General features: G+C 38.4%; 22 protein-coding genes and 1 riboswitch. Of the genes, 1 reads left to right on the forward strand and 21 read right to left on the reverse strand.

From position 1 onward, the window contains the following. Positions 1–9 precede the first annotated feature (9 nt). The 7 genes from TX86_RS21350 to TX86_RS21380 form a co-directional block, all read right to left on the reverse strand. Entirely contained in the window at positions 10–1,179 is a 1,170-nt protein-coding gene (locus tag TX86_RS21350; RefSeq protein ID WP_042352004.1) for a CamS family sex pheromone protein, read from the reverse strand. A gap of 12 nt (positions 1,180–1,191) precedes the next feature. Then, a complete protein-coding gene (gene ligA, locus TX86_RS21355) occupies positions 1,192–3,198 on the reverse strand; it encodes an NAD-dependent DNA ligase LigA (protein WP_042352006.1) in 2,007 nt (668 codons plus the stop codon). A 16-nt stretch (positions 3,199–3,214) separates the two neighbouring features. After that, positions 3,215–5,446, reverse strand: a complete 2,232-nt coding sequence (gene pcrA, locus TX86_RS21360) for a DNA helicase PcrA (RefSeq protein ID WP_042352008.1) — start codon at positions 5,444–5,446, stop codon at positions 3,215–3,217. A gap of 65 nt (positions 5,447–5,511) precedes the next feature. Next, a complete protein-coding gene (gene pcrB / locus TX86_RS21365; protein ID WP_042352010.1) occupies positions 5,512–6,204 on the reverse strand; it encodes a heptaprenylglyceryl phosphate synthase in 693 nt (230 codons plus the stop codon). Positions 6,205–6,343: 139 nt separating this feature from the next. Beyond that, positions 6,344–6,649 carry a YerC/YecD family TrpR-related protein gene (locus tag TX86_RS21370; RefSeq protein WP_042352012.1) on the reverse strand — a complete coding sequence of 102 codons (306 nt, stop codon included), beginning with the start codon at positions 6,647–6,649 and terminating at the stop codon, positions 6,344–6,346. Between the two features lie 83 nt (positions 6,650–6,732). Beyond that, positions 6,733–7,755 carry a DUF3048 domain-containing protein gene (locus TX86_RS21375; RefSeq protein ID WP_042352014.1) on the reverse strand — a complete coding sequence of 341 codons (1,023 nt, stop codon included), beginning with the start codon at positions 7,753–7,755 and terminating at the stop codon, positions 6,733–6,735. Positions 7,756–7,809: 54 nt separating this feature from the next. Continuing rightward, on the reverse strand, positions 7,810–9,552 hold the full coding sequence (locus tag TX86_RS21380) for an adenine deaminase C-terminal domain-containing protein (RefSeq protein ID WP_042352015.1): 1,743 nt from the start codon (positions 9,550–9,552) through the stop codon (positions 7,810–7,812). Positions 9,553–9,701: 149 nt separating this feature from the next. Here TX86_RS21380 and TX86_RS21385 point away from each other — a divergent pair, with 149 nt between their 5' ends. After that, complete coding sequence (locus TX86_RS21385; RefSeq protein WP_042352016.1) at positions 9,702–10,004, forward strand: YgaP-like transmembrane domain; 303 nt, start codon at positions 9,702–9,704, stop codon at positions 10,002–10,004. A gap of 447 nt (positions 10,005–10,451) precedes the next feature. Here the strand turns inward: TX86_RS21385 and purD are convergent, their stop codons facing one another. The 14 genes from purD to nrdG all read right to left on the reverse strand — a co-directional run bounded on the left by purD (position 10,452) and on the right by nrdG (position 24,977). Beyond that, positions 10,452–11,723: a phosphoribosylamine--glycine ligase gene (purD, locus tag TX86_RS21390; RefSeq protein WP_042352018.1), complete on the reverse strand. Its 1,272-nt coding sequence runs from the start codon at positions 11,721–11,723 to the stop codon at positions 10,452–10,454. Between the two features lie 18 nt (positions 11,724–11,741). Beyond that, complete coding sequence (purH, locus tag TX86_RS21395; protein WP_042352019.1) at positions 11,742–13,277, reverse strand: bifunctional phosphoribosylaminoimidazolecarboxamide formyltransferase/IMP cyclohydrolase; 1,536 nt, start codon at positions 13,275–13,277, stop codon at positions 11,742–11,744. 35 nt (positions 13,278–13,312) lie between these two features. Further along, positions 13,313–13,876 carry a phosphoribosylglycinamide formyltransferase gene (gene purN, locus TX86_RS21400; RefSeq protein ID WP_042352021.1) on the reverse strand — a complete coding sequence of 188 codons (564 nt, stop codon included), beginning with the start codon at positions 13,874–13,876 and terminating at the stop codon, positions 13,313–13,315. Positions 13,877–13,880: 4 nt separating this feature from the next. Further along, the gene (purM, locus tag TX86_RS21405) at positions 13,881–14,909 is read right to left on the reverse strand and encodes a phosphoribosylformylglycinamidine cyclo-ligase (protein ID WP_042352023.1); all 1,029 of its coding nucleotides are present in this window, start codon (positions 14,907–14,909) and stop codon (positions 13,881–13,883) included. A gap of 107 nt (positions 14,910–15,016) precedes the next feature. Beyond that, positions 15,017–16,435: an amidophosphoribosyltransferase gene (gene purF / locus TX86_RS21410; RefSeq protein WP_042352024.1), complete on the reverse strand. Its 1,419-nt coding sequence runs from the start codon at positions 16,433–16,435 to the stop codon at positions 15,017–15,019. Next, on the reverse strand, positions 16,420–18,642 hold the full coding sequence (gene purL, locus TX86_RS21415) for a phosphoribosylformylglycinamidine synthase subunit PurL (protein WP_042352025.1): 2,223 nt from the start codon (positions 18,640–18,642) through the stop codon (positions 16,420–16,422). Before purL ends, purF begins: the two co-directional genes overlap by 16 nt. Continuing rightward, complete coding sequence (purQ, locus tag TX86_RS21420; protein ID WP_042352027.1) at positions 18,626–19,312, reverse strand: phosphoribosylformylglycinamidine synthase subunit PurQ; 687 nt, start codon at positions 19,310–19,312, stop codon at positions 18,626–18,628. The genes purL and purQ overlap by 17 nt, the downstream gene beginning before the upstream one ends. Further along, positions 19,309–19,563: a phosphoribosylformylglycinamidine synthase subunit PurS gene (gene purS / locus TX86_RS21425; RefSeq protein WP_042352028.1), complete on the reverse strand. Its 255-nt coding sequence runs from the start codon at positions 19,561–19,563 to the stop codon at positions 19,309–19,311. The genes purQ and purS overlap by 4 nt, the downstream gene beginning before the upstream one ends. Continuing rightward, entirely contained in the window at positions 19,556–20,275 is a 720-nt protein-coding gene (gene purC / locus TX86_RS21430; RefSeq protein WP_042352029.1) for a phosphoribosylaminoimidazolesuccinocarboxamide synthase, read from the reverse strand. The genes purS and purC overlap by 8 nt, the downstream gene beginning before the upstream one ends. Before the next feature lie 195 nt (positions 20,276–20,470). After that, entirely contained in the window at positions 20,471–21,763 is a 1,293-nt protein-coding gene (purB, locus tag TX86_RS21435) for an adenylosuccinate lyase (protein WP_042352030.1), read from the reverse strand. Between the two features lie 36 nt (positions 21,764–21,799). Then, positions 21,800–22,927, reverse strand: a complete 1,128-nt coding sequence (gene purK / locus TX86_RS21440; protein WP_042352031.1) for a 5-(carboxyamino)imidazole ribonucleotide synthase — start codon at positions 22,925–22,927, stop codon at positions 21,800–21,802. Further along, complete coding sequence (gene purE, locus TX86_RS21445) at positions 22,911–23,399, reverse strand: 5-(carboxyamino)imidazole ribonucleotide mutase (protein ID WP_042352032.1); 489 nt, start codon at positions 23,397–23,399, stop codon at positions 22,911–22,913. Before purE ends, purK begins: the two co-directional genes overlap by 17 nt. 509 nt (positions 23,400–23,908) lie before the next feature. Next, a riboswitch (purine riboswitch) is annotated at positions 23,909–24,010 on the reverse strand. An 80-nt stretch (positions 24,011–24,090) separates the two neighbouring features. Then, positions 24,091–24,282, reverse strand: coding sequence for an NETI motif-containing protein (locus tag TX86_RS21455; RefSeq protein ID WP_042352035.1), 192 nt, complete (start codon positions 24,280–24,282; stop codon positions 24,091–24,093). Between the two features lie 179 nt (positions 24,283–24,461). Then, on the reverse strand, positions 24,462–24,977 hold the full coding sequence (gene nrdG, locus TX86_RS21460) for an anaerobic ribonucleoside-triphosphate reductase activating protein (protein ID WP_042352036.1): 516 nt from the start codon (positions 24,975–24,977) through the stop codon (positions 24,462–24,464).

Below are 24,977 nucleotides of genomic sequence, written 5' to 3' on the forward strand. Positions count from 1 at the left end.
GTCGTTTTTTTATTGATAAATATGAACAAATGGTTCTTTCGAATCTGCATTTCGAACAATCAAGGATTCTTGCCCACTAACAGATGAAACAGCTACTTGAACATTAATATAGTCTGGGAATATCTCCATGACTTTACCAGCTACATACTGAGTAAAGCCAACTGCTTCAGACTTTCCATAGAATTGAATCGGAATATCAATTTTCAAATCTGTCAGTTGATCATCAATATAGAATGCTCTACCGATGACTCCGTTAAAGTTCGGGAAGTACTTCTCAATATCTTGTTTGAAATTCAAGAATAATTTATTATCATCGCGATGCTGTTCTTCGGCTTCAGATGATGGGAATAAGTAATACTTCTCGTTTACTTTTTTCCAGCTAGATATTTGCGAACTACCTTGTCCTACTTCTGTGTAGGCAACAAAATTTCCTGGTACAACGGCGTTTTTCTTTTGTTGCTTAAAGAGAGCAATTGTTATCGGAACGTTCTTCAAATCTTCATCTTGACGCAAACGATTTAGTACTTCTTGTGCAATTTTCTTTCCTTCAGCCATCATTTTTTCATTTGGAATATCTACATCAAAGACATCACCAAATTCTTCTTTTTGGTAATAGTGAGTTGAATTTAAAGCAAGACCAATTACAACGCCACCTAAACCTACTTTGTTATCTGACTTACGCACCATATAATTATGTTCAAGAATATGCGCTAAATAAAGCGGATTCTCTTCGTTTCGTTTTTCAATATCACCTTTACCTGGATCAATAGGATTCAAGCCAAGATTTTCTGATTCTTTCATCTTGTTTGCTTTCAATTGCTCAGGGGTATATTTACGTTCTAGCCAGCTTTTTACCTTCTTCGTAGATAAAAATTGACCTTCTTTGAAGAAATATTTATCCGGATTAAAACTTTCTTGTGCAATACGCATTAAACCCATTTCCATTTCATTCATATCGTAACGAGTATTTAAATTCGAAACAACTTGTCCACGTGCCTTGCTTGGCTCAAATGGTAAAATCGTTTGATAATACTTATCCGAAATTTTGTATTTGGGAATAATCGCTTTTGTCTCGTTATCTTTGTTCTTTTGTCCTCCTTGTTCTTGGCTATCATACTTAGGAGCACATCCTGATAAGAGCAGCATAAATGCTAACCCCATACACAAGATACGTTTCATGGTTTACACCTCTTATTTATTTAGTTCTTCTATTAGTTTCTCCTCGTCCCATACTTCAACACCAAGCTCTTGTGCTTTTGCTAATTTCGATCCAGCATCAGCGCCTGCAACGACTAAGTGTGTTTTCTTACTAACACTGCCAGCTACTTTCGCGCCTTTCGCCTCTAGCTTTTCCTTAGCTTCGTTACGAGTAAGCACTTCTAGCTTACCAGTTAACACGACTGTTTTACCAGCAAAGTATGAATCGCTGTCTTCAGCTGTCACTAATTTTGGACCTTTATAAGTCATATTCACTCCAAAACTACGTAGCTCCTCAAGCAGTTCCGCCACTTCCGGCTGTTCAAAGAACGTAACAACGGAATCAGCCATTTTTTCGCCGATTTCATTAATATCTTTAATATCGTCGAAAGAAGCTTTTGCTAAAGCATCCATTGTTTCGAATTGCTGAGCAAGAGTCTTAGCTGCTTTCGCTCCCACATGGCGAATCCCGATACCAAATAACAAACGTTCTAACGAATTTTCTTTTGATGCTTCAATAGCTGCTAACAGCTTTGTTGCTGACTTTTCTCCCATACGCTCTAAGCCTAGTAACTGCTCTTTCGTTAGCTTATATAAATCCGCTACATCTTGAACTAGACTTTCTTGGAATAGCTGCGTAATCACTTTTTCTCCACAACCATCAATGTTCATCGCAGTACGTGCCACAAAGTGAATTAAACCTTCACGAATTTGCGCTGGACATTTCGGATTAATACAGCGAAGTGCTACTTCTCCTTCTAAGCGAACAAGTTCGCTCTCACATTCAGGACAATGTGTTGGCATTTTAAAGTCTTGCTCTTCACCTGTTCGGCGTTCAACCAGAACATTAACCACTTTCGGAATAATATCGCCAGCTTTTTTCACAACAACATAATCACCAATTTTAATATCTTTATCACGAATTAAATCTTCATTATGCAGTGAAGCACGGCTAACCGTTGTACCCGCAACACGAACTGGCTCCAGAATAGCTGTAGGTGTAATAACTCCCGTACGTCCTACGCTTAATTCAATATCAAGCAGTTTAGTGACAACCTCTTCAGCTGGGAATTTATAAGCAATTGCCCAACGTGGACTTTTCGCTGTCATACCGAGTTCCTCTTGCTGCGCTAATGAATTCACTTTAATAACGATGCCATCAATTTCATAAGGTAAATGTGGACGCTTTTCTGTCCAACCATTCACGTATTGAATTACTTCTTCAATGTTCGCACATGTACGGCGCTCTTTATTCGTTTTAAAACCAAGCTCGTCTAACAAATCCAAACCTTCACTATGTGCAACAACACCCGTTCCCCCTAAATCAGCAATTCCATAAAGAAAGACATCTAAATTACGTGATGCCGCAATTCGTGGATCAAGCTGACGCAGTGAGCCTGCCGCAGCATTACGTGGATTCGCGAATAAATCTTCTTCACGTTCAGCACGAGCTATATTTAAATTCTCAAAAGACTTCTTCGGCATAAACGCTTCGCCACGCACCTCAAATGTTAATGGCTGTTTAATACGAAGTGGAATAGATTTAATGGTTTTTAGATTAGCTGTAATATCCTCACCTATTGTACCATCTCCACGCGTAGCACCACGAACAAATAAACCTGCTTCATACATTAACGAAACAGCTAAGCCATCGATTTTTAATTCACACACATACGAATAATTTTCTCCGATAGCTTGACGAACCTTTCGATCAAAATCTAATAAATCCGCTTCATTAAAAGCATTTCCGAGGCTTAACATCGGTGTTTGATGCTCTACTTTTTGAAAAGCATCCAACACCGCTCCACCAACACGTTCTGTTGGTGAATCAGGTGCTTTCAACTCCGGATATTGCTCTTCAAGGTCAATTAGCTCGTGAAGACGCTGATCGTATTCCGCATCTGGAACCGATGGGTTATCCAGTACATGGTATTCATAGTTATATTGATTTAATATATTGTGTAGCTCAGCTACTCTTGTTTTGGCAGTCGTTAAATCCATTTGACCAGCCCTTTCTTTACACTTTTTCTATTGGAGCAAAAGCCGCTAATAAACGTTTAATACCTGTAGGGCTTGGGAAAGCAATATCAAGCTCTTTCTTTTCGCCCTCACCTTTTACACTAACAACCGTTCCGACTCCCCATTTCTTATGCTGTACTTTATCGCCCACACCTAATGCAAGATTATTACCACCCGTTTGAACTGGTGCTTTCACTGGTTGCGCGGCTACCGCAGCACGTCTTGAAGAGAAAGTGCTTGTACCTCTAGAAGCTGGTGAAGATGCTGCTCTTTTTTGACGCTCTTCCTCGCGAATGTCCACAAGTAAGCTACTTGGAATTTCACTAATGAACCTAGAAACTGGATTACAGTTCGTACGACCAAACAGTGTACGCATCTGAGCATTCGTGAGGAATAATTCTTGTTCAGCACGCGTTACACCTACATACATAAGACGACGCTCTTCTTCCATCTCCTCTTCTTCCATTAATGAACGGCTATGTGGGAAGACCCCTTCTTCTAATCCAAGTAAGAATACAATAGGGAACTCTAGTCCTTTCGCTGAGTGAAGAGTCATTAATGTCACACCTTCTTGTGGTGTTTCATCTTTATCTAATTGATCAATATCTGCTACAAGTGCTAAATCTGTTAAAAACGCCACTAAGCTCTTATCTTCATTATTAGCTTCAAAGTTGTTTGTAACAGATAAAAACTCTTCCAAGTTCTCAAGACGACTTTGCGCTTCTAATGATTTCTCCGCTTTCAACATTTCATTATAACCTGTTTTATCCAGTACTTCTTCAACTAGCTCCGTTACTGATAAGTAATCCTGCATATTCGTATAGCCTTGGATTAAATCACAGAATTCACGTGCTGCTTTCGTAATCTTTGGACTTAGTCCAATTAAATCAATATTCATAAGCGCATCAAACATAGAAGTATCTTGCATTACAGCAAAATCAGCAATTTTATCAAGCGATGTTGAACCAATTCCACGCTTTGGAACATTAATAATACGACGTAAACTTATATCATCATGTGGGTTAGAAATTAAACGTAAATACGCCAGTACATCTTTAATCTCTTTACGATCATAGAACTTCACGCCGCCCACAATGGTATATGGCAAGTTCGATTTTAGTAAAAATTCCTCCATTACACGCGACTGGGCATTTGTACGATAGAGAATAGCTACATCACTTAATTTCTTGCCATTATTTCTTGTTGCATCAAGAATTTTACTCACAACAAAACTAGCTTCTGCCTGCTCATTATCCGCTTGATAATAGTGAATTTTATTTCCTTCATCATTATCTGTCCAAAGATTTTTCGGCTTACGATTGCTGTTATTAGCAATTACTTCATTGGCTGCTTCAAGAATACGTTTTGTTGAACGATAATTTTGCTCTAAGAAAATGATATTTGCATTGCTATAGTCTTTCTCAAATGAAAGAATATTAGCGATATCTGCTCCACGCCAACGATAGATTGACTGATCTGAGTCACCAACTACGCATAAATTTCTGAAACGTGCAGCTAACATTTTAACTAACATATATTGTGCACGGTTCGTATCTTGGTACTCATCCACGTGAATGTATTGAAACTTACGTTGATAAAATTCAAGCGTTTCAGGTACGCGCTCGAACAAAAGAATCGTCTTCATAATTAAATCATCGAAGTCTAAACTTTGATTTTTACGAAGGCGCTTTTCATATTCTTTATATACATCACTCACGACTTTTGAGAAATAGTCAGCCGCTGTTTTCTCATATTCTTCGCTATTTACTAATTCGTTTTTTGCTGAGCTAATTGCTCCTAATAAAGCACGATAATCGTACTTCTTAGAGTCTATATTTAAATCTTTCAAGATTTGCTTAATAACTGATTGCTGATCCGTTGTATCAAGTATAGAAAATGTACGACTATAACCGATACGATCAATATCTCTTCTTAAAATACGTACACACATCGAGTGAAATGTTGAAATCCAAATATTTTCCGCATCTGGACCAAGCAAGTTACCGATACGCTCTCTCATTTCGCGCGCCGCTTTATTTGTAAACGTAATCGCAAGGATACTCCACGGAGCAACACCCTTTTCCTTCATTAAATACGCTATTCGGTGTGTTAACACTCGCGTCTTACCACTACCTGCACCCGCCATAATAAGAAGCGGTCCTTCTGTCGTTTGGACAGCTTTTTTCTGCTCAGGATTTAATCCTTTAACAAGCATTTCTGCATTTCCCATATTTACACCACCAATAAGAACATTCGTTCTGTATATTATACTGTATTTATCACTTGTTTTGGAATTTAATTAGAATCTTTAACGGCTTTTACCGTTTTTAAGGCTTCTGCAAAATTATCATAGATTATATTTCCAACAACTACGACATCTGCATGTTGTGCCATTTCTTTTGCTTGCTCTACACGTGTAATACCGCCACCATAGAACAATGTTGTTTTCTCTAATTTCAACTTTACGTTTTCAACAACCTCTGGATCACCGTACATACCACTATATTCAATATAAAAAATTGGCAACGAAAACATTCTTTCTGCCATTTCACCATAGGCAACTACATCTTCAGTAGAAAGCTCCGTATTCGCATTCGTCACTTTAGCAGCTTTACAATCCCCATTCAAAATACAGTAACCTTCAATGTGAATTTCTTCCCAATCCATCACATCACCATATTCTTTTACTGCTTCCTGATGGAGCCCAACAATCCATTTCGGATCACGGCTATTTAATACACTTGGAATAAAATATAAATCAAATCCAGGCGTCACCGTTTCAATCGAGGACACTTCTAACACACATGGCACACTATATCTACGTACACGCGCCATAAGATCAAGCACATTTTCTAGTGTAACACCATCTGTGCCACCAACCATTATAGCATCTGTACCGGACTCGCAAATTTGTTCTAATTGTTCATCATTGATTTCTTTATTTGGATCGAGCTTAAATACATGTTTCCACTCGTTGTAATCGTACATTATACGGCCCCCAATCTTTCTTCCATTTCATCATTATAGCATTAAGAAAACGCAGAAAAAAAGTTCTTCAGAAAAGGGGACATTAATCCTAATATCACCTTTATTTCCAAAAGAAAAGACAGGCACTTTGCCTGTCGAATTACTTTTCTTCCTTATCTGATTCAATTCGGTCTAATGCCATCGCATATGCATCATTACCATAATTTAAACAACGCTTGACGCGTGAAATCGTAGCTGTGCTTGCACCTGTTTCCGTTTCAATCTTATGATAGGTTTTTCCCTCTTGAAGCATACGAGCTACTTCTAAACGTTGAGCAAGAGATTGAATTTCGTTAATCGTGCATAAATCATCAAAGAATCGATAACATTCTTCTAAATCTTTTAAAGATAGTACAGCGTTAAATAGCTGATCTAGCTCTTTTCCTCTAAGTTTATCAATCTGCATATGGTTGTCACTCCTTTGCTCACATAAATATATCCTTTTTCACCTTACATGAAATTAGTTTGTATAATAAACATTAATTAGCATCATTGAAAGGTTACGTTTGACTCTAAACCAGGTTTATCTGGAACAACATTAACCCATGTTTTTCCTGGTACGAGTTTCGCCTCTTTTCCATCTTTCACGAAAGTAATCACATTGTTATTAAACTGCCACTGTATTGTATTCCATTTTCCTTCTTGTAACAAGTACGCATTACCACCAGCAGAGAAATCAATATCGCGACGCCCTTGACTATCAATGATCTTATGCGGAGCTTCTAGAATAATAATATTACTTAATAACACAGGTTCATCTGTGTCTTTATCAACCGTTTGAACACCATCACTATAACGTGTATATTGCATCTTACCTTCATCATACTTATACATCACATCAAAAGAATGAGAACCATATTTCACTGTTACATTTGTAGCAGCTTCTCCTTCAAGAGACTTTTCTTCCTTTTCACTTAAGAAAGCAAATCCCTTTGGTTGCTCTTCAAGATTAAAGGACTGTTCTTCTGCACCCTTTTCAATATTAGCAAATGTTATATAAGAATTATGCGGTGCTTTACGTGAATTGTCACGTTTAAAGAGCGTTCCATCATAAAATAAGCCATTCAAATTGTCAATATAGCCAGCATCGAGTAGTTGTTTTGCATCTGGGCTATACCCGTGACAAATATAAATACTATTCAAGCCTTTTGCTAGTTCAATAAAATAATCTCGTGCACTTCTAACAGGCCCAACCCTTTCTGGCTCTTCACTTTGATAAACCGCCAAAAACCTTGTTACATCGCCTTCTGCTAACATTTCATAAACAATATCTGCTTTTTGCAGTCCACTTTGTGGACGTGCCTTTGGATGATTATTAATCATTACTGCTACTGGTCTCTTGTTGACTTCACCCTCTGTTGATTGACCTGTTAAAGGATAAGTATATTTTGTTTCTTCTTTAACTTCTACCTTTTTATGAACAGGCTTGTCTTCTTCTGGTTCCTTATCTTTACTGCAGCCTACAATCAATAGTGAGGCTGCCAATATACAAGAAATAGTCTTAAGCTTCATAATAATGATTTCTCCATTTCATATTAGCCTATCTGTAATGCCTTCTTTACTATTTTAACGCATTATAGTCGGAAAGAGTACTGTCTTATTCATAACATCGTACATTCCTGTTGGAGTAATACGAATATATGGTAAATGAGTCGATGAGAAAAACAATAAACTATATACAGGATCGGTATATTTGTATCCTCTTTCTTTTAAAAGTTCTGTTAGCACTTTTTCTTCCTCAATTAATATGTCCATAGGTTTATCTGACATGATTCCTTTGAGAGCAAGCGGTATGCGATGAAGTACTTCTCCATTTTCCGTCAATACGATACCTCCACCCATTCTTTTGAGTTCTTGCATGGCGAGCATCATATCTTCTTTTCGTTTACCGATGACAATAATATCTCCCGTATTCGAAAACGAACTTGCAAAACCACATAATTTATCAGCAAACCCTTTTAGAATCGTATTATTTCTCCATTTCCCATGTCGATCGATGAGCATAAAGAAACATTCATCATGATTGAAATCTAACTCATCATAAGACATATCACGCGTAACCGAATATGGCTTCATGATGACATTATTCACCATCTCTACTCCAAATGGCATTGAAAACTGTAAATCATCCTGTGTTAAATCCCACTCCAATTGAAGTGGATCAAGATTATATTCTGACCATTTAATTTCATACTCTTGCTTCTGTTTCTTCCCATCTCTCAACATCCATTTTCCTTTAGCCATAACAGATACTGGTGTTGGATTTGTCGGATCTGTAAGGAAATTAATATTTGCCACACGGCCTGTATTAATATTCCCATGTAAATATTCCAAGTTATAATGTCGAGCAACATTAATGGTTGCCATATTATACGCATCTATAACTGGAACTCCGTGTTCAATACAAATAGCAATGAGACGATTCATGACACCATTTTCATAAAAGGCAGGTGAAGAACCATCCGTATTAAGGAAGAACTTATCATAACGGTCGATACCCAACTCATGAATTTCATCAATCATTTTTGGCAAATCCGGTCTAATCGATGAATGACGTAGAGAAACAGAATAACCTTGCATCAATCGATTCATCACTTCTTCCCCAGTCATCGCTTCGTGATCACAATCCGCTCCAAGTAATGTCATCTTAGCTAATGTTTTTTCCGATGCTCCAGGAAAATGTCCTTCAATTTGCTTACGCATTCTCTTCGCTTCTTGAATCCAATGCAACATTAAATCGTCACCATCAAGTAGCTTTGGCCATCCTGTTAGCTCTCCACCTTGCAAGACAGCATCGTGTTCAAGCCAGGATTTAATATTCGCATGAGAGAACACCGTTTCTTCATTTGGAATTTCAGTTTGTGGATCAAAACGGCACCACCAATACATAGACATAGGTGAATTTCTAAATTTCCTTAACAAAGAAAACGCTTTCTTTTTATCCAAATGTAAAAATAACATCATGTTGTCATTAATAAGCGTAGTAGTTCCTGTTAACGATGCATAATGAGAAAATGATTGGGGATTATATAATTGAAATGGATGAACATGAGGCTCAATGTAACCTGGTACTAAAAATAGAGAGGTGCAATCTACAACCTCACACTCTTTTATCTTCTCAGGAAGTTTAGGACCCACATAGATGATACGATCATCATAGATCCAAATGTTCGCGACTAACCATTTCCGTAACGCTTGATTTAAATACGTTGCGTTTTTTAATAATATTTGCGGTGACCTTTTGCCATCTAATATGGCGATATGCTCACGCAGTTGTTTGTTCTTCCACCTATAGCGCTGTTCTAGCATGAACATCCCTCCAAGCATTATTTTGTTTTTTATTTAATAGCGCTTTAGCTTTTCTTACAGTTTTGTATCTATGTTAACATATTTGGTTAATTTTACACAGTAATGTTTCACAACTTTCAGTTAACATTTTGTGAAGGGAGACTTTCAACATGTTGAAGTATAAACCAAACATCTCTACTATGAACGCACTTTTACGAATAACGTGTGGATTAACCATGTTATCTTGGTTTACTGCGAAAATGGTGAGAAGACCTTGGAAAGAATCGTATATCATCTGGGTAATTATCGCAAGCATGAAGGTTGCAGAAGGTATTGTACGCTATTGCCCAATGACTGCCCTATTTAACAAAGGTCAAGGTATGGTTCAAGACCTTATGGACGACATGGACATGATGGACCTTACTATGTTCCAAGATGAAGCTTCTACAGATACACAATCAAACCCGAGTTAAATTCCTCTATCTTGCTTCCGTCTTACATCATAGACGGAAGTTTTTCATTTATTATCCCCAATTTTCAACAACTTTATTTTTTCATCTTTATGCATATCCCAAAATGCAATAAGAAAAGCGCAAGCGCCCGTTTTGCGACGTATAGATTGGAGCACTTCGACTGAGATAAAGGAAACACGAAGAGGCGGTAGCCGATTCGATGTTGACTTATCGTAGGGAGATGGGCGAAATCTATACGTCGCTGGGCGCTGGAGCTAGACACTGCACCAATCTATATACTTTCTTATCTAATTTAAAAAACCGGCACCGACCCTTTTGAATGAATATGTTTCCTCTTTGTATTACTTCCAATGCGAAAGGAGACAGGTGTAAGGTTAGACGTTTACTTCTATCGAAAAAAAATGGATGTCTAAAAACCATGCTTAGTTAGACATCCACTTTCTATGTTTACTTTACTGAAGCTTTAATGACTCTATGTCCAATATCACTACGATAGAACAAAGCATCGCAAGATACTTTCTTAATTTCTTCATAAACTTTTTGTTTTGCATCTTCAAGAGTTGCACCTTTTGCTGATAAGAATAACACACGTCCACCATTCGTTACGGTATTTCCTTGCGCATCAAGTGCTGTACCTGAATGATACACATGAACATCTTTATCAATAGTGTCTAACCCAGTAATAACATCACCTTTGTTATAGTCATCTGGATAACCTTTTGCCGCAAGAACTACGCCAAGAACAGCATCCTTTGACCAATCAAGTTCGAATTCTTGTCCTGCACGAACAGCATCTAGTACGTCTACTAAATCTGAATTCAAACGAGGAAGAATAACTTGAGTTTCTGGATCACCGAAACGAGCATTAAATTCTATAACTTTCGGACCCTTTGCAGTAAGCATTAATCCTGCATAAAGGATGCCTGAGAATGTACGACCTTCACTAATCATTGCTTGAGCCGTTGGATGAACAACCGTTTCCAATGTTTCTGCAATGACTGCTTCAGAGATTTGTGGTACTGGAGAATACGCACCCATTCCACCAGTATTAGGTCCTTGATCACCGTCGAATGCACGCTTATGATCTTGTGCAATCACCATTGGATATACTTTATCGCCATTTACAAATGAAAGAAGTGAAAACTCTTCTCCCTCTAAATACTCTTCAATTACAACACTAGCCGAAGCTTCACCGAATTTTGCATTTAACATCATTTCCGATAATGCATCAATTGCTTCCTCTTCTGTCATTGCAACGACAACGCCTTTACCAGCCGCTAAGCCGTTTGCTTTAATAACGATCGGAGCACCCATTTTCTCAACATAGCTCTTCGCTTCTTCAAAGGATGTAAATGTTTCGTATGTAGCAGTTGGTATGTTGTATTTCTTCATTAAATCTTTGGCGAAGCTTTTGCTACCTTCAATTTCAGCAGCATTTTGACGAGGTCCGAACGCTTTCAAACCTGCTGCTTCTAAAGCATCAACAAGACCTTCTAATAGAGGTACTTCAGGACCAACAAATGTCCACTCAACATTGTTCTCTTTCGCAAAAGCAATGATTTGCTCTTGCTCATTTTCCAAAATTGGAACTAATGTAGCTACATCTTGCATACCTGGATTACCTGGTGCTACAAACACTTTTGTTACACGATTACTTTCCGAGAATTTACGAGCAATCGCATGCTCACGTCCCCCACGACCAACAACTAAAACGTTCATTCTGTGCATACCTCCATTTTAATGTTTAAAATGTCTAACGCCTGTAAATACCATTGCAATACCAGCTTCATCAGCCGCTTTGATTGAATCCTCATCACGGATACTTCCGCCTGTTTGAATAATCGCTGTAATTCCTGCTTTAGCTGCTACTTCAACTGTATCACCCATTGGGAAGAATGCATCAGAAGCCAGTGCTGCACCTTTTGCTTTTTCACCAGCTTGCTCAAGCGCAATTTTCGCTGAACCTACACGATTCATTTGACCTGCACCAACACCTAATGTCATTTGACGGTCTGTTACAACAATCGCATTTGATTTCACATGTTTAACAACTTTCCAGCCTAATTTTAACGCTTCCCACTCTTCGTCAGTAGGTTGACGTTTTGTTGGAACAGTAATATTTGCATCTTCTAGAGAATACATATCAGCATCTTGCACTAGTAAGCCACCTTCAACAGATGTCATTACTTTTTCCGCTACATTATTATCGCTGAAAGGAATTGTTAATAGACGAAGATTCTTCTTACTAGTTAACACATCTAATGCTTCTTGAGAGAAGCTTGGTGCTATGATGATTTCTAAGAAAATCTCGTGCAATTTCTTCGCTGTTTCAACATCTACTTCACCGTTTAAAGCGATAATTCCACCAAAGATGGAAGTTGAATCTGCCTCATATGCTTTTGAGAATGCTTCAAAAATAGACGCACCTGTACCAACGCCACAAGGATTGTTATGTTTTACTGCTACTGCTGCTGGACCTTCAAATTCTTTAACGATTTGTAGTGCTGCATTTGCATCATTAATGTTGTTGTAAGAAAGTTCTTTTCCGTGCAATTGCGTTGCATTTGCAATTGAGAATGTTGAACCAAGTGGCTTTTTATAGAACGCTGCTTGTTGATGTGGGTTTTCACCATAACGTAAGCTTTGTTGTAAATCATAAGTGTACGTTACGCTCTCAGGTTGTTTTTCACCTACAAGTTCTGTCATGTATTGAGAAATCACACTATCATAAGCTGCTGTATGACGGAATACTTTTGCTGCTAACGCACGACGAGTTGCAAATGTTGTTTTGCCTTCTGCTTTGTATTCAGCAATAACTGTTTCATAATCGCTTGGGTCAACTACAACAGTTACATACTCATGATTTTTCGCAGCTGATCGTAGCATTGTTGGTCCACCGATATCAATGTTTTCAATCGCATCTTCAACCGTTACATCCGCTTTCGCAATTGTTTGTTGGAACGGATAAAGGTTTACACAAACAAGTTCAATTGGTTGAATGTTATGTGCTTCGATTTGCTGTTTATGATCTGGATCATCATGTCTAGCAAGCAAGCCACCATGTACGCTTGGATGTAATGTTTTTACACGTCCATCTAGAATTTCTGGGAAGTTTGTTACATCACTAATGCCAATTACTTCTACACCTGCTTCTTGTAATGCCTTACTTGTTCCACCAGTAGAAATAATTTCAAAACCAACTTCTTTTAATTGCTTAGCGAATTCTACGATTCCTGTTTTGTCCGATACACTAATTAACGCTCTTTTTGTCATGATCAAATGTCTCCCTTTCTATTAGAAAAAACGTTCTATGCTAAAATCTTACGCAACACGTCTGGATACAACCAATGCTCTGTATCTTGAATACGAACTTGCAATGTATCTCTCGTATCTCCGTCCAAAATGTCAACCGCTTGTTGCGCGATAATTGGTCCTGTATCCATGCCTTCATCTACATAATGAATGGTTACTCCCGTAATCTTCACGCCTGCATTAAATGCTTGCCCAATCGCATCTTTACCAGGAAACGCAGGAAGAAGTGAAGGATGAATATTCACGATTTTATGCGAGTAAGCACTTAGAAGCGTTTCACCGATTAAACGCATATAACCAGCTAACACAATGAATTCTACGTCTCTTTCACGCAGTTCTTTCACAATTTCCGTTTCAAAAGCTACTTTATTCTCATAGTCTTTTGCTTTGAAAATGAACGTTGGAATGTTCTCTTTCTTTGCTCTTTCAATCGCAAACGCACCTGGTTGATCACACACAACTAAAGCAATTTCAGCTTGTAACGTACCTTGTTTAATATAATCAACAATGCTTTGTAAGTTAGTTCCACTGCCTGACGCAAAAATTGCGATTTTCTTCATTGTTTTATTTCCCCCAGTGTACGCCTTGTTCTGAAACGACTTGTCCGATTTCATAAGCCTTTTCACCAAGTTGTTCAAAATGAGCTACCGCTGCTTTTGCTTCTTCTGCTGGTACAACAACAACCATACCGATTCCCATGTTGAAGATATTGTACATTTCATCTTCTACTAAATTGCCTTCCTTCTGAAGCAATTGGAAAATTGGATGTACTGGCCAAGTGCCTTTATTGATTTCAACGCCAAAATCTTGAGGAAGCATTCTTGGAATATTTTCTATAAAGCCGCCACCTGTAATATGTGCCATACCTTTTACGTTGAATTGCTTCAAAGCAGAAAGTAAAGACTTCACATAAATGCGTGTAGGTTTTAATAATTCCTCACCGATTTTACAGCCTAATGTTTCGTCAAATTCTTGCAGGTCTTTCCCTGCATCTTGCAATAACACCTTACGTACTAATGAATACCCATTACTGTGAATACCGCTTGATGCTAACCCGATTAACGCATCACCAGCAGCAATATTTGCACCTGTAATTAAGTTCTTCTTCTCACAAGCACCTACTGCAAATCCAGCTAAATCATATTCTTCTTCATCATACATGCCCGGCATTTCTGCTGTTTCTCCACCGATTAAAGCTGCACCAGCTTGCTCACAACCTGTTGCTACCCCTTTTACAATCGCTTCAATTTTATCCGGATCAGCTTTACCACAAGCAATATAGTCTAAGAAATATAATGGCTCTGCACCTTGTACAACGATATCGTTTACGCACATAGCTACCGCATCAATACCGATTGTATCGTGCTTATCCATCATGAAAGCTAGCATCAGCTTCGTACCAACTCCGTCCGTACCTGATACAAGAACTGGTTCTTCAAGTCCAAGTGTGGAAAGGTCGAACATTCCACCAAAGCCACCTAGTCCGCTTAATACTCCTTTGCGCATTGTCTTTTGAACGTGTTTCTTCATTTTATTTACGGCTTCATAACCTGCTTCAATGTCTACACCAGCTTGTTTATATGCATTTGCCATTTTGTCGGTCCTCCAATTACAAACAATAGGTTTTAAGTAAGAAAGCAGCATATATCATGCTGCTTTATGTTTTTTATCCCGTTCAATGTTGCACCTTAGTCAGTGCCTTAACAAATCGTTTTAGATGAGTTCAATTCCAATTCTTCATATATTTCAGTTGGATATTTCCCATTAAAGCAAGCTAAACAGCAGCCTTTCATTTCGCCATCCAACGAACTACTAATCGCTTCAACCATCCCTGTTTCACTTAAGAACGTTAATGAATCAGCTTCGATTAATTCACGGATTTCATCCACAGATTTATCCGAAGCAATCAGTTCTTCTCGTGTAGATGTGTCAATGCCATAGAAGCATGGGTTTTTAATTGGCGGTGAGCTAATAACAACATGTACTTCTGTCGCTCCCGCTTCTTTCAACAATCTCACAATACGTTTGCTTGTCGTTCCACGAACAATTGAATCATCTACCATGATGACGCGTTTTCCTTCTACTACACCACGAACAGGTGATAGTTTCATTTTTACACCTTGCTCACGTAATGATTGAGAAGGCTGAATAAAGGTACGACCTACATAACGATTTTTAACTAATCCCATTTCATATGGAATACCAGCTGCCTCTGCATATCCGATAGCAGCTGAAATACTTGAATCTGGTACACCCGTTACAACATCGGCATCAATTAACGCTTCCATCGCTAATTTTTTACCCATGTTTTTACGAGCTGTATGCACGTTAATACCATCGATGTCGCTGTCAGGACGAGAGAAATACACATATTCCATTGCACACATTGCATGTGTATGAGATGAAGCAAATCGCTCTGCTTTCACTCCTTCATCGCTAATAATCAACATTTCACCTGGTTCAATATCTCGAATGAACGTAGCCCCAACAATATCAATCGCACATGTTTCAGACGCTACTACATAGCCATCACCTAGCTTAGCCAGTGAAAGTGGACGTAGACCATGCGGATCACGAGCTACAATCATTTCTTTTTCTCCCATCACAAGGAATGCATATGCACCTTTTACAAGGCTCAATGCATTCTTTACACGGTCTTTTAAACTCATAGGTCCAGAACGTCTAATTAAATGAGCTACTACTTCTGTATCAGAAGTTGTTTGAAAAATACTTCCTTGCGCTTCAAGTTGCGCTTTTAATTGAGTAGCATTCACTAAATTACCGTTATGAGCTAAGCCCATACTTTCATTTTGAAAGTGGAAGAGAAGGGGTTGAACATTTTCAATCCCGCCTCCACCAGCTGTTGCATAGCGTACATGACCAATTGATCCAATACCATGAACATCTTTCATTTTCTCTTGTGAAAATACTTCAGTCACTAAACCTTCGCCCTTCACACCGATTAGCTTTTCGCCATCCGTCAGAACCATTCCAGCTCCTTCTTGCCCACGGTGCTGCAAGCTGTGCAATCCGTAATAAGTAATTTGGGCAGCATCGCTATGTCCCCAAATACCTATAACACCACACTCTTCGTTTAGACCTTTTATTTCAGCAAGCATGGTATAGCCCCTTTCCAAGCCGAATGTAAATCCTTCACCTGTTCGTTGAGAACTGTTTCGTTATTTTCATTAGCAATCACTAAAGAACCTGTATTTGTTACTTCACCAATATGAATAGCATCTTCTACTAAGCTTTCAAATTGTGCTTGTTGTACTTTAGGCACAGATACTAGGAAACGAGATTGTGTTTCACTGAATAATGCTGATACAACATCGCCTTTTACAGTTACATTCACACCTAATTCTTCTTTACCGAACAATGACTCAGAAAGTGCAACTGCAAGACCACCCTCCGCAACGTCATGAGCAGATGCCACTACCCCTGCACGAATCGCTGCAAGAAGTTGTTGTTGGCGTTTTTCTTCTACTTGTAAATCAATAGAAGGAGCTGGTCCGAAAACTTTGCCATTTAACATTTTTTGAAGCTCTGATCCACCAAATTCTTCTTTTGTTTCACCAATTACATAAATCGCATCGCCTTCATGTTTGAAGTTTTGCGTCGTAATATGCGCTAAGTCTGATACAAGACCAACCATACCGATAACTGGTGTTGGATAAATAGCTTCACCATTTGTTTCGTTGTATAATGATACGTTTCCACCGATTACAGGAGTTGATAATTCACGACAAGCTGCACTCATACCGTCAGCTGCTTTTTCAATTTGCCAGAAGATTTCCGGTTTCTCTGGGTTACCAAAGTTTAAGCAGTCTGTAATAGCAAGTGGCTCAGCACCCGAACAAACGATGTTACGCGCTGCTTCTGCAACTGCGATTTTTCCGCCTGCTACTGGATCTAAGTAGATATATCTTGAATTACAATCTGTTGTCATCGCTAATGCTTTATTTGTTTCACGAATACGTACAATCGCCGCATCTGATCCAGGTGCTACAACGGTGTTCGTACGTACCATGTAGTCATATTGATCATAAACCCATTCTTTACTTGCAATTGTTGCTTGTGAAAGAAGCTTCGTTAATGTTTCACCATAATTCTCGATTACTGGTGTTTCAAGCTTCATACCTTGGAATTCACCAAAGTAAGCAGGCTCTGAAGAAGGCTTATGATAAACTGGAGCATCTTCTGCTAATGCATCTGCTGGTACATCTGCAACTACTTCACCTTTATGAATTAAACGAAGTTGCTTATCGTCTGTTACGTGACCGATTGCAACAGCTTCTAAATCATATTTAGAGAAAAGATCAACGATTTCTTGCTCGCGTCCTTTTTTAACAACGATTAGCATACGCTCTTGTGATTCAGAAAGCATCATTTCATAAGCTGTCATGCCTGTTTCACGTTGTGGAACTAAGTCAAGATTCATTTCGATACCAGATCCTGCTTTACTTGCCATCTCCGCTGATGAACTTGTAAGACCTGCAGCACCCATATCTTGAATACCAACTAGTGCATCACAGTTAATCAATTCAAGACAAGCTTCTAGTAATAATTTCTCCATGAATGGGTCTCCAACTTGAACCGCTGGACGATTATCGCCAGAAGTTTCAGTTAGCTCTTCCGATGCAAATGTTGCCCCGTGAATACCGTCACGACCTGTTTTCGCACCAACATACATCACTGTATTGCCAACACCGTGCGCTTGACCTTTTTTAATATCTTCATGATTAATTAAGCCAACACACATTGCATTTACAAGTGGGTTGCCTTCATAGCAGTCTTCGAATTGGATTTCGCCACCAACAGTAGGAATACCAATACAGTTACCGTAGCCCGCAATACCAGCAACTACTTCTTTAAATAAATACTTTGTACGTGGTGTGTTTAACTCACCAAAACGTAAAGAGTTTAATAGAGCGATTGGACGAGCTCCCATTGAGAAAACGTCACGAATAATACCACCAACACCTGTTGCAGCACCTTGGTAAGGCTCAATTGCTGAAGGATGGTTATGTGATTCGATTTTGAATACAACAGCTTGGTTATTACCGATATCAACGATACCTGCGCCTTCACCAGGTCCTTGAAGTACTTTTTCGCCTGTAATTGGGAACTTCTTCAATACTGGCTTAGAGTTTTTGTAAGAGCAGTGCTCTGACCACATAACAGAGAAAAGACCGATTTCTGTGTAATTCGGAAGACGTCCTAGAATTTTAGTTACCATTTCGAATTCTTCAGGAGAAAGTCCCATTTCTGCATAAATTTTATCTGATTGAATTTGTTCTGGACTTGGCTCAAGCAGTAACGACATGTGATTCCCTCCAATGTTTAACTATAGATTGAAATAACTTTAATCCGTCCGCACTTCCTAGTAATGAATCTACCGCACGCTCTGGGTGAGGCATCATTCCTAGTACATTACCTTGTTCATTCGTAATACCAGCAATATCTTCTAAACTACCGTTCGGATTTGTACCCGCATAAGTGAATGCAATTTGACCATTATCTTTCAATTGTTGTAGCGTTGCTTCATCACAATAATAGTTTCCTTCACCATGTGCGATTGGAATTGTAATAACTTCATTATTGTCATAAGCATTCGTGAACATTGTATTATTGTTTGCTACTTGTAATTCCACATTTCGGCAAATGAAATGCAAGCTATCATTACGTCTCATTGCACCAGGTAAAAGACCTGCTTCCAAAAGAATTTGGAATCCGTTACATACGCCTAATATTGGTTTTCCATCTTGAGCAGCTTTAATTACTTGCTCCATTACATTTGAAAAGCGCGCGATTGCACCACAGCGAAGATAATCGCCATAAGAGAAACCACCTGGTAATAAAATCCCATCATACTGAGATAAATCTGTTTCAGTATGCCAAACGTAATCGACTTCCTCACCAAGCTCATCTTTAATCGCGTGATACATATCTACGTCACAGTTGGACCCAGGAAACACGATGACTGCAAATTTCACTGTGCGACAACCTCCTCAACATCATAGCGATAGTCTTCGATTACCGTATTAACTAATAACTTCTCACATACTTCTTTCACGACTTCATTTACATCACGGTCGCTTTTTTCGATTGTTAACTCCATATATTTACCAATACGAACATCTTGTACTTCTGTATATGAAAGGCTGTTCAATGAATGTTGAACGGCTGTTCCTTGTGGATCTAATACACTTTCTCGTAATGTTACATAAACTTTTACCTTATACATGTTGAGCTCCTCCAAGTCTAGTTAAAATCTGTTCATACGCATCTGTGATATTTCCTAAGTCGCGACGGAATACATCTTTATCAAGTTTTTCACCTGTTGTTGCATCCCAAAGGCGGCAAGTATCTGGTGAAATTTCATCTGCTAATAGAATTTCACCATCAGCTGTTTTACCAAATTCAAGCTTGTAATCTATTAATCTAATATTAATTGATGCAAAAAATTCTTTTAAAACATCATTTACTTTCAATGCTTTTTCAGTAATTTCTTTGATTTCTTCTGGTGTTGCAATTTCTAATAATGAGATGTGAGCATCTGTAATTAATGGATCTCCTAAATCATCATTTTTATAATATAACTCTACGATAGGATGTCTTAGCACTGTACCTTCTTCCATTCCTAAACGTTTAGATAGACTTCCAGCTGCTACATTACGAACGACTACCTCTAATGGAATGATGTCCACTTTCTTCGCTAAATGCTCGCGGTCAGAAAGCTTTTTAATAAAGTGAGAAGGAATACCTTTTTCTTGAAGTTTTACAAATAAAAGACTTGTAATCTCATTATTTAAAACGCCTTTACCTTGAATATTTTCTTTCTTCTCTCCATTAAAAGCTGTAGCTTGGTCTGTATATTCTAACCAAACCACATTTTCATCATTTGTTGCATATACTCTTTTCGCTTTTCCTTGATATAGTAACGCTTGTTTCTCCATGACGTAGCCCCTCCAAATTGGGAATAGTGGGAATTAATAAAGCATTAAGAATCCCTCATATTAGTTATTTACCAATAGTATTAATCAAAATATTACCTATATTCAAATTCTTCCGAAAACAAACCTTAAATAGAAAACTCATTTAGGAAAACATCCGGAAGTGAGCAACTCACTTCCAAGATGTTTATATAGTTCTTAAAGTCCTACGCGTTCAAAAATAACATCAACATTTTTTAGGTGATAATTATAATCGAAGCAGTCAGCAATCTCTTCAGGAGAAAGAAGACTTGTGATTTTATCATCACTTTCAATTAATGTACGGAATTGTACTTGCTCATCCCAAGCTTGCATTGCTCTTGGTTGAACTGTATCGTACGCTTCTTCACGTGCAAGACCTTTATCAATTAGCGCAAGTAGAACGCGCTGTGAGTAAATTAAACCTAATGTGCGATCCATATTGCGTTTCATGTTATCTGGGAATACCGTTAAGTTTTTCACGATATTACCGAAACGGTTTAACATGTAGTTTAATGCAATCGTTGCATCAGGTAAGATGACACGCTCTGCTGAAGAGTGTGAAATATCTCTTTCATGCCATAATGGAACATTTTCATAAGCTGTCATCATGTAGCCACGAATAACACGTGCAAGACCAGTCATGTTCTCAGAACCGATTGGATTACGTTTATGTGGCATTGCAGAAGAACCTTTTTGACCTTTCGCAAATGCTTCTTCTACTTCACGCGTTTCACTCTTCTGTAAACCACGAACTTCAGTTGCAAACTTCTCAATAGATGTCGCAATTAATGCGATTGTGCTCATGTAATGAGCGTGACGATCACGTTGTAATGTTTGTGTAGAAATTGGAGCAGGCTTTGTTCCTAGCTTTTCACAAACATATTTTTCTACAAAAGGATCGATGTTTGCATATGTACCAACCGCTCCAGAAATTTTTCCATACTCAACACTTTCTCTTCCTGCTTTAAAACGCTCTAGGTTACGTTTCATTTCTGCATACCAAAGTGCTAATTTCAAACCAAATGTAGTCGGCTCTGCGTGAACACCATGAGTACGTCCCATCATAACTGTATATTTATGTTCTAATGCTTTATTTTTTAGGATTTCCACAAAGCGCTCTAAATCTGCTTGTAGAATATCATTTGCTTGTTTTAATAAATATGAGTTTGCTGTATCAACAACGTCAGTTGAAGTTAAACCATAATGTACCCATTTACGCTCATCACCAAGTGTTTCAGATACCGCACGAGTGAAAGCCACTACATCATGACGAGTTTCTAATTCGATTTCATTGATACGTGCAATATCAAAAGATGCATTTTCACGAAGTAATTTAACATCTTCCTTTGGAATAACCCCTAGCTCTGACCAAGCTTCACAAGCTAAAATTTCAACTTCTAACCATGCATTAAAGCGATTATCTTCCGTCCAAATCGCTCCCATTTCTGGTCGTGTATAACGTTCAATCATGTTTTAATTCCTCCATTTTTTCGTATATATCTTCACTTACCATATATTGCTTCGTTCAGCTTCGATTAAAGCCTCTTCTGTCGTTTCACGTAAAATATTTACATGCCCCATCTTACGCTTAACTTTCGCTTCCGATTTACCGTATAAATGGATTTTCCAATTATTCAAATCGGGTATTTTATTCAATAATGGTTCCATATGTTCACCAAGAATATTCACCATTACGACTGGCTTTAACAAAGTCGTATCCGCTAGCTTCCAATTACAAACGGCACGAATATGCTGTTCAAATTGAGAAGTTTCACAAGCTTCCATCGTATAATGACCAGAGTTATGTGGTCGCGGTGCCAATTCATTGATATAGATTTTTTCATTTTCGGTAACGAACATCTCTACTGCTAATATTCCTACAAGTTTCATAGAATTTGCGATAAGCATTGCTTTCTCAACTGCTGCATTCTCTGTTTGCTTAGAAATACGAGCCGGAACAATCGATTGATACAGAATGTTTTCACGATGAATATTTTCCGCTACCGGAAAAACTTTCGTTTCTCCATTCACATTGCGCGTGACAATAACGGAAATCTCTTTCACAAATGGAACCCATGCTTCTAATACACAGTCACCATGTTTCAGAATTTCCGTAGCTTCTTCAAGCATTTCTTTGCTTTGTAAGACAAGCTGTCCTTTACCATCGTATCCACCTGTAGCGGTTTTTAATACGCTTGGATAACCAATTTTATCAATCTGCTCATGAAGATCTGTCTCACTTTGAATTACAGCATACGGTGCAACTTCAACTCCTGCTTCCGTAATTGCCGCCTTTTCAATAATTCGATTTTGACTAATTTTCAAGAGCTCTGAGCCTTGAGGAATGTAAGCATGCTGCTTTAGCCACTCAAGTGCTTCACCACTAATATTTTCAAATTCAAATGTAATTACATCACTCGCATCAGCTAGCTGCTGTAATGCATTCAAATCATTGTATTGCGCTGTAATTTCGATATCTGCCACTTGACCGCACGGACAATTTGGTGTTGGATCTAAAACAGCAATTTTAAAGCCTGATGCCTTAGCTGCAAGAGCCATCATTCTACCTAATTGACCGCCACCAATAATTCCAATTGTTTGACCTGGTAAGATAACTTTATTTAAGTTGTTCACTGCTCTCTAACACCTTTTCTCTTGTCTCATTTCGCATTGCATCTAATTTACCTGCTAATGACTCGTCAAATGCGGATAGTATTTGTGCTGCGAGTAATCCAGCATTCGTTGCTCCTGCTTTTCCAATTGCTACTGTCGCAACTGGAACACCACCTGGCATTTGCACGATGGAAAGAAGTGAATCTAAACCATTGAGTGCTCTAGATTGCACTGGCACACCAATGACAGGTAAAGTTGTCTTCGCTGCTACCATTCCTGGTAAATGCGCAGCTCCTCCTGCACCTGCAATAATGACCTTAATTCCTTTCTCTCTTGCACTTTCTGCATATTCAAACATTAAATCTGGTGTTCTATGTGCAGAAACAACTTGCTTCTCATAAGGTATCTCAAACTTATCTAATTCTTCGCATGCGTATTTCATCGTATCCCAATCCGAAATACTCCCCATAATAACGCCAACCTGAGGCTTCATCTCTTCCCCTCCTGAAATAAAAAGCTGAAACGGCTTGCTCAGCCTCGGCAGGTATAAGACATTTCTCTTTAGAAATCCGATTTTGATTTCTGAAGAGGAAGGGCTTATATCCTCAAGAGGCTAGCCGTTAAAGCTAGATTCAATTGAAATGCCGTCACCGGTGACATGCGACTTATGACCGAGCATGTCAGGTGTAAGGCTAGACACTTAAAAAAGCTGAAACGGCTTGCTCAGCCCCTGAGAGGCTTAGCCGCCGAAGCTAATATGAAATGCAGACATGCAGAAGACAGACCTTACAGAAAATCCATCTCTGAAAAGGAAAGACTTATGCATGATATTGAGCTAAACATGAACAAATAACTTACTTTACAAAAAAACAATCAACTATCGCTATACCCTGTTTTACGCATAAAAAAACCGAATAGTCTACTTCTACAAGAGAAAGTAAACTATCCGGGAACCGTTTTTATCCCAAATACTTCTACGAGAAGAAGAGACAATACACCCTAATAGTATGTACTTTCTCTCATAGTCCGATCATTTACGGTAATCGGGTAGAAACTTATGGGCCTTATCCCCAAGATTATATGAGAGGTACTTTTATTCTAGATTCATATTAACAACCAACAGTTTGTAAGTCAATAAATAATCGAACAATAATAACACAACTTATTTTATTGTTCGCTTTTTGCTATATTTTTAGGCCATCAAACACAATTTTTCTTCCTTCGGGTTCATAAATAGTTTCACCGTTCTTGACAATTTCTTTAAATACAGGCTTTTCAGTTCGTCTAACCGGCATATATCCTTCTTGTTTCATACGATCCAAACACATATCGATTGTTTCATTTTCTTGCACTTCAAATTTTTTCTTTGCAGTCATACAGTAACGCTGCCTCCGTTTTACATAAAATTAAGATTTTCTTCGTCCATAAGATACTAGTTAGTGTAACCAATCCTAACACTTTGAACAAGGTAAAAATAGAAAAAGGGATGTCCGAAAAGTAATTTCCGAACCCCCTTTTACGCTTTATTATATAACCTATGTTACCTAATATTTCTCTACATATATTCTGAACATAATACAACCGCATCACTTTCCAACGATTGTTTCACATCAATAATTCGCTGATTTGATGATCCTCTAAATAAAAGCTCATGTGACTTTTTCTCTTCTATAAAACGACCATCGACTAAAACATCTATCTGCTGTAACAGTAACTGACGATCCTGATAGTGAGGATTTCGCTCATTCATCAACTCTTCCCAGCAGTATCCCGTATATGCCCATATATCTAGCCCACACTTCTTAGCCTCTATTGCAATAGGTAGTAACGCTTTCGCTTGTAAAAACGGATCACCGCCAGATAATGTGATGCCGCGTTGTAACTTAGCTGAATGAATTTGTTCAATGATGCTAGCACATGTTACTTCAAAACCACCATCCAATGAATGTGTCTTCGGATTGTGACACCCTTCACATCGATGTGGACAACCTTGTGTCCATAACACCATTCGTAAGCCAGGTCCATCTACAATACTATCAATCGTTAGTGGAGCGGCAACTCGTACCTTCAT

This window comes from Bacillus massiliigorillae (assembly GCF_000380245.2).
Classification (GTDB): Bacteria; Bacillota; Bacilli; order Bacillales; family DSM-1321; genus Bacillus_AD; species Bacillus_AD massiliigorillae.

What these genes read in the sequence shown, in the direction of transcription:
- TX86_RS21350 (WP_042352004.1), bottom strand. Translation starts at nt 1,179, where the DNA reads ATGAAACGTATCTTGTGTATGGGGTTAGCATTTATGCTGCTCTTATCA.
- ligA (WP_042352006.1), bottom strand. Translation starts at nt 3,198, where the DNA reads ATGGATTTAACGACTGCCAAAACAAGAGTAGCTGAGCTACACAATATA.
- pcrA (WP_042352008.1), bottom strand. Translation starts at nt 5,446, where the DNA reads ATGGGAAATGCAGAAATGCTTGTTAAAGGATTAAATCCTGAGCAGAAA.
- pcrB (WP_042352010.1), bottom strand. Translation starts at nt 6,204, where the DNA reads ATGTACGATTACAACGAGTGGAAACATGTATTTAAGCTCGATCCAAAT.
- TX86_RS21370 (WP_042352012.1), bottom strand. Translation starts at nt 6,649, where the DNA reads ATGCAGATTGATAAACTTAGAGGAAAAGAGCTAGATCAGCTATTTAAC.
- TX86_RS21375 (WP_042352014.1), bottom strand. Translation starts at nt 7,755, where the DNA reads ATGAAGCTTAAGACTATTTCTTGTATATTGGCAGCCTCACTATTGATT.
- TX86_RS21380 (WP_042352015.1), bottom strand. Translation starts at nt 9,552, where the DNA reads ATGCTAGAACAGCGCTATAGGTGGAAGAACAAACAACTGCGTGAGCAT.
- TX86_RS21385 (WP_042352016.1), top strand. Translation starts at nt 9,702, where the DNA reads ATGTTGAAGTATAAACCAAACATCTCTACTATGAACGCACTTTTACGA.
- purD (WP_042352018.1), bottom strand. Translation starts at nt 11,723, where the DNA reads ATGAACGTTTTAGTTGTTGGTCGTGGGGGACGTGAGCATGCGATTGCT.
- purH (WP_042352019.1), bottom strand. Translation starts at nt 13,277, where the DNA reads ATGACAAAAAGAGCGTTAATTAGTGTATCGGACAAAACAGGAATCGTA.
- purN (WP_042352021.1), bottom strand. Translation starts at nt 13,876, where the DNA reads ATGAAGAAAATCGCAATTTTTGCGTCAGGCAGTGGAACTAACTTACAA.
- purM (WP_042352023.1), bottom strand. Translation starts at nt 14,909, where the DNA reads ATGGCAAATGCATATAAACAAGCTGGTGTAGACATTGAAGCAGGTTAT.
- purF (WP_042352024.1), bottom strand. Translation starts at nt 16,435, where the DNA reads ATGCTTGCTGAAATAAAAGGTCTAAACGAAGAGTGTGGTGTTATAGGT.
- purL (WP_042352025.1), bottom strand. Translation starts at nt 18,642, where the DNA reads ATGTCGTTACTGCTTGAGCCAAGTCCAGAACAAATTCAATCAGATAAA.
- purS (WP_042352028.1), bottom strand. Translation starts at nt 19,563, where the DNA reads ATGTATAAGGTAAAAGTTTATGTAACATTACGAGAAAGTGTATTAGAT.
- purC (WP_042352029.1), bottom strand. Translation starts at nt 20,275, where the DNA reads ATGGAGAAACAAGCGTTACTATATCAAGGAAAAGCGAAAAGAGTATAT.
- purB (WP_042352030.1), bottom strand. Translation starts at nt 21,763, where the DNA reads ATGATTGAACGTTATACACGACCAGAAATGGGAGCGATTTGGACGGAA.
- purE (WP_042352032.1), bottom strand. Translation starts at nt 23,399, where the DNA reads ATGAAGCCTCAGGTTGGCGTTATTATGGGGAGTATTTCGGATTGGGAT.
- TX86_RS21455 (WP_042352035.1), bottom strand. Translation starts at nt 24,282, where the DNA reads ATGACTGCAAAGAAAAAATTTGAAGTGCAAGAAAATGAAACAATCGAT.
- nrdG (WP_042352036.1), bottom strand. Translation starts at nt 24,977, where the DNA reads ATGAAGGTACGAGTTGCCGCTCCACTAACGATTGATAGTATTGTAGAT.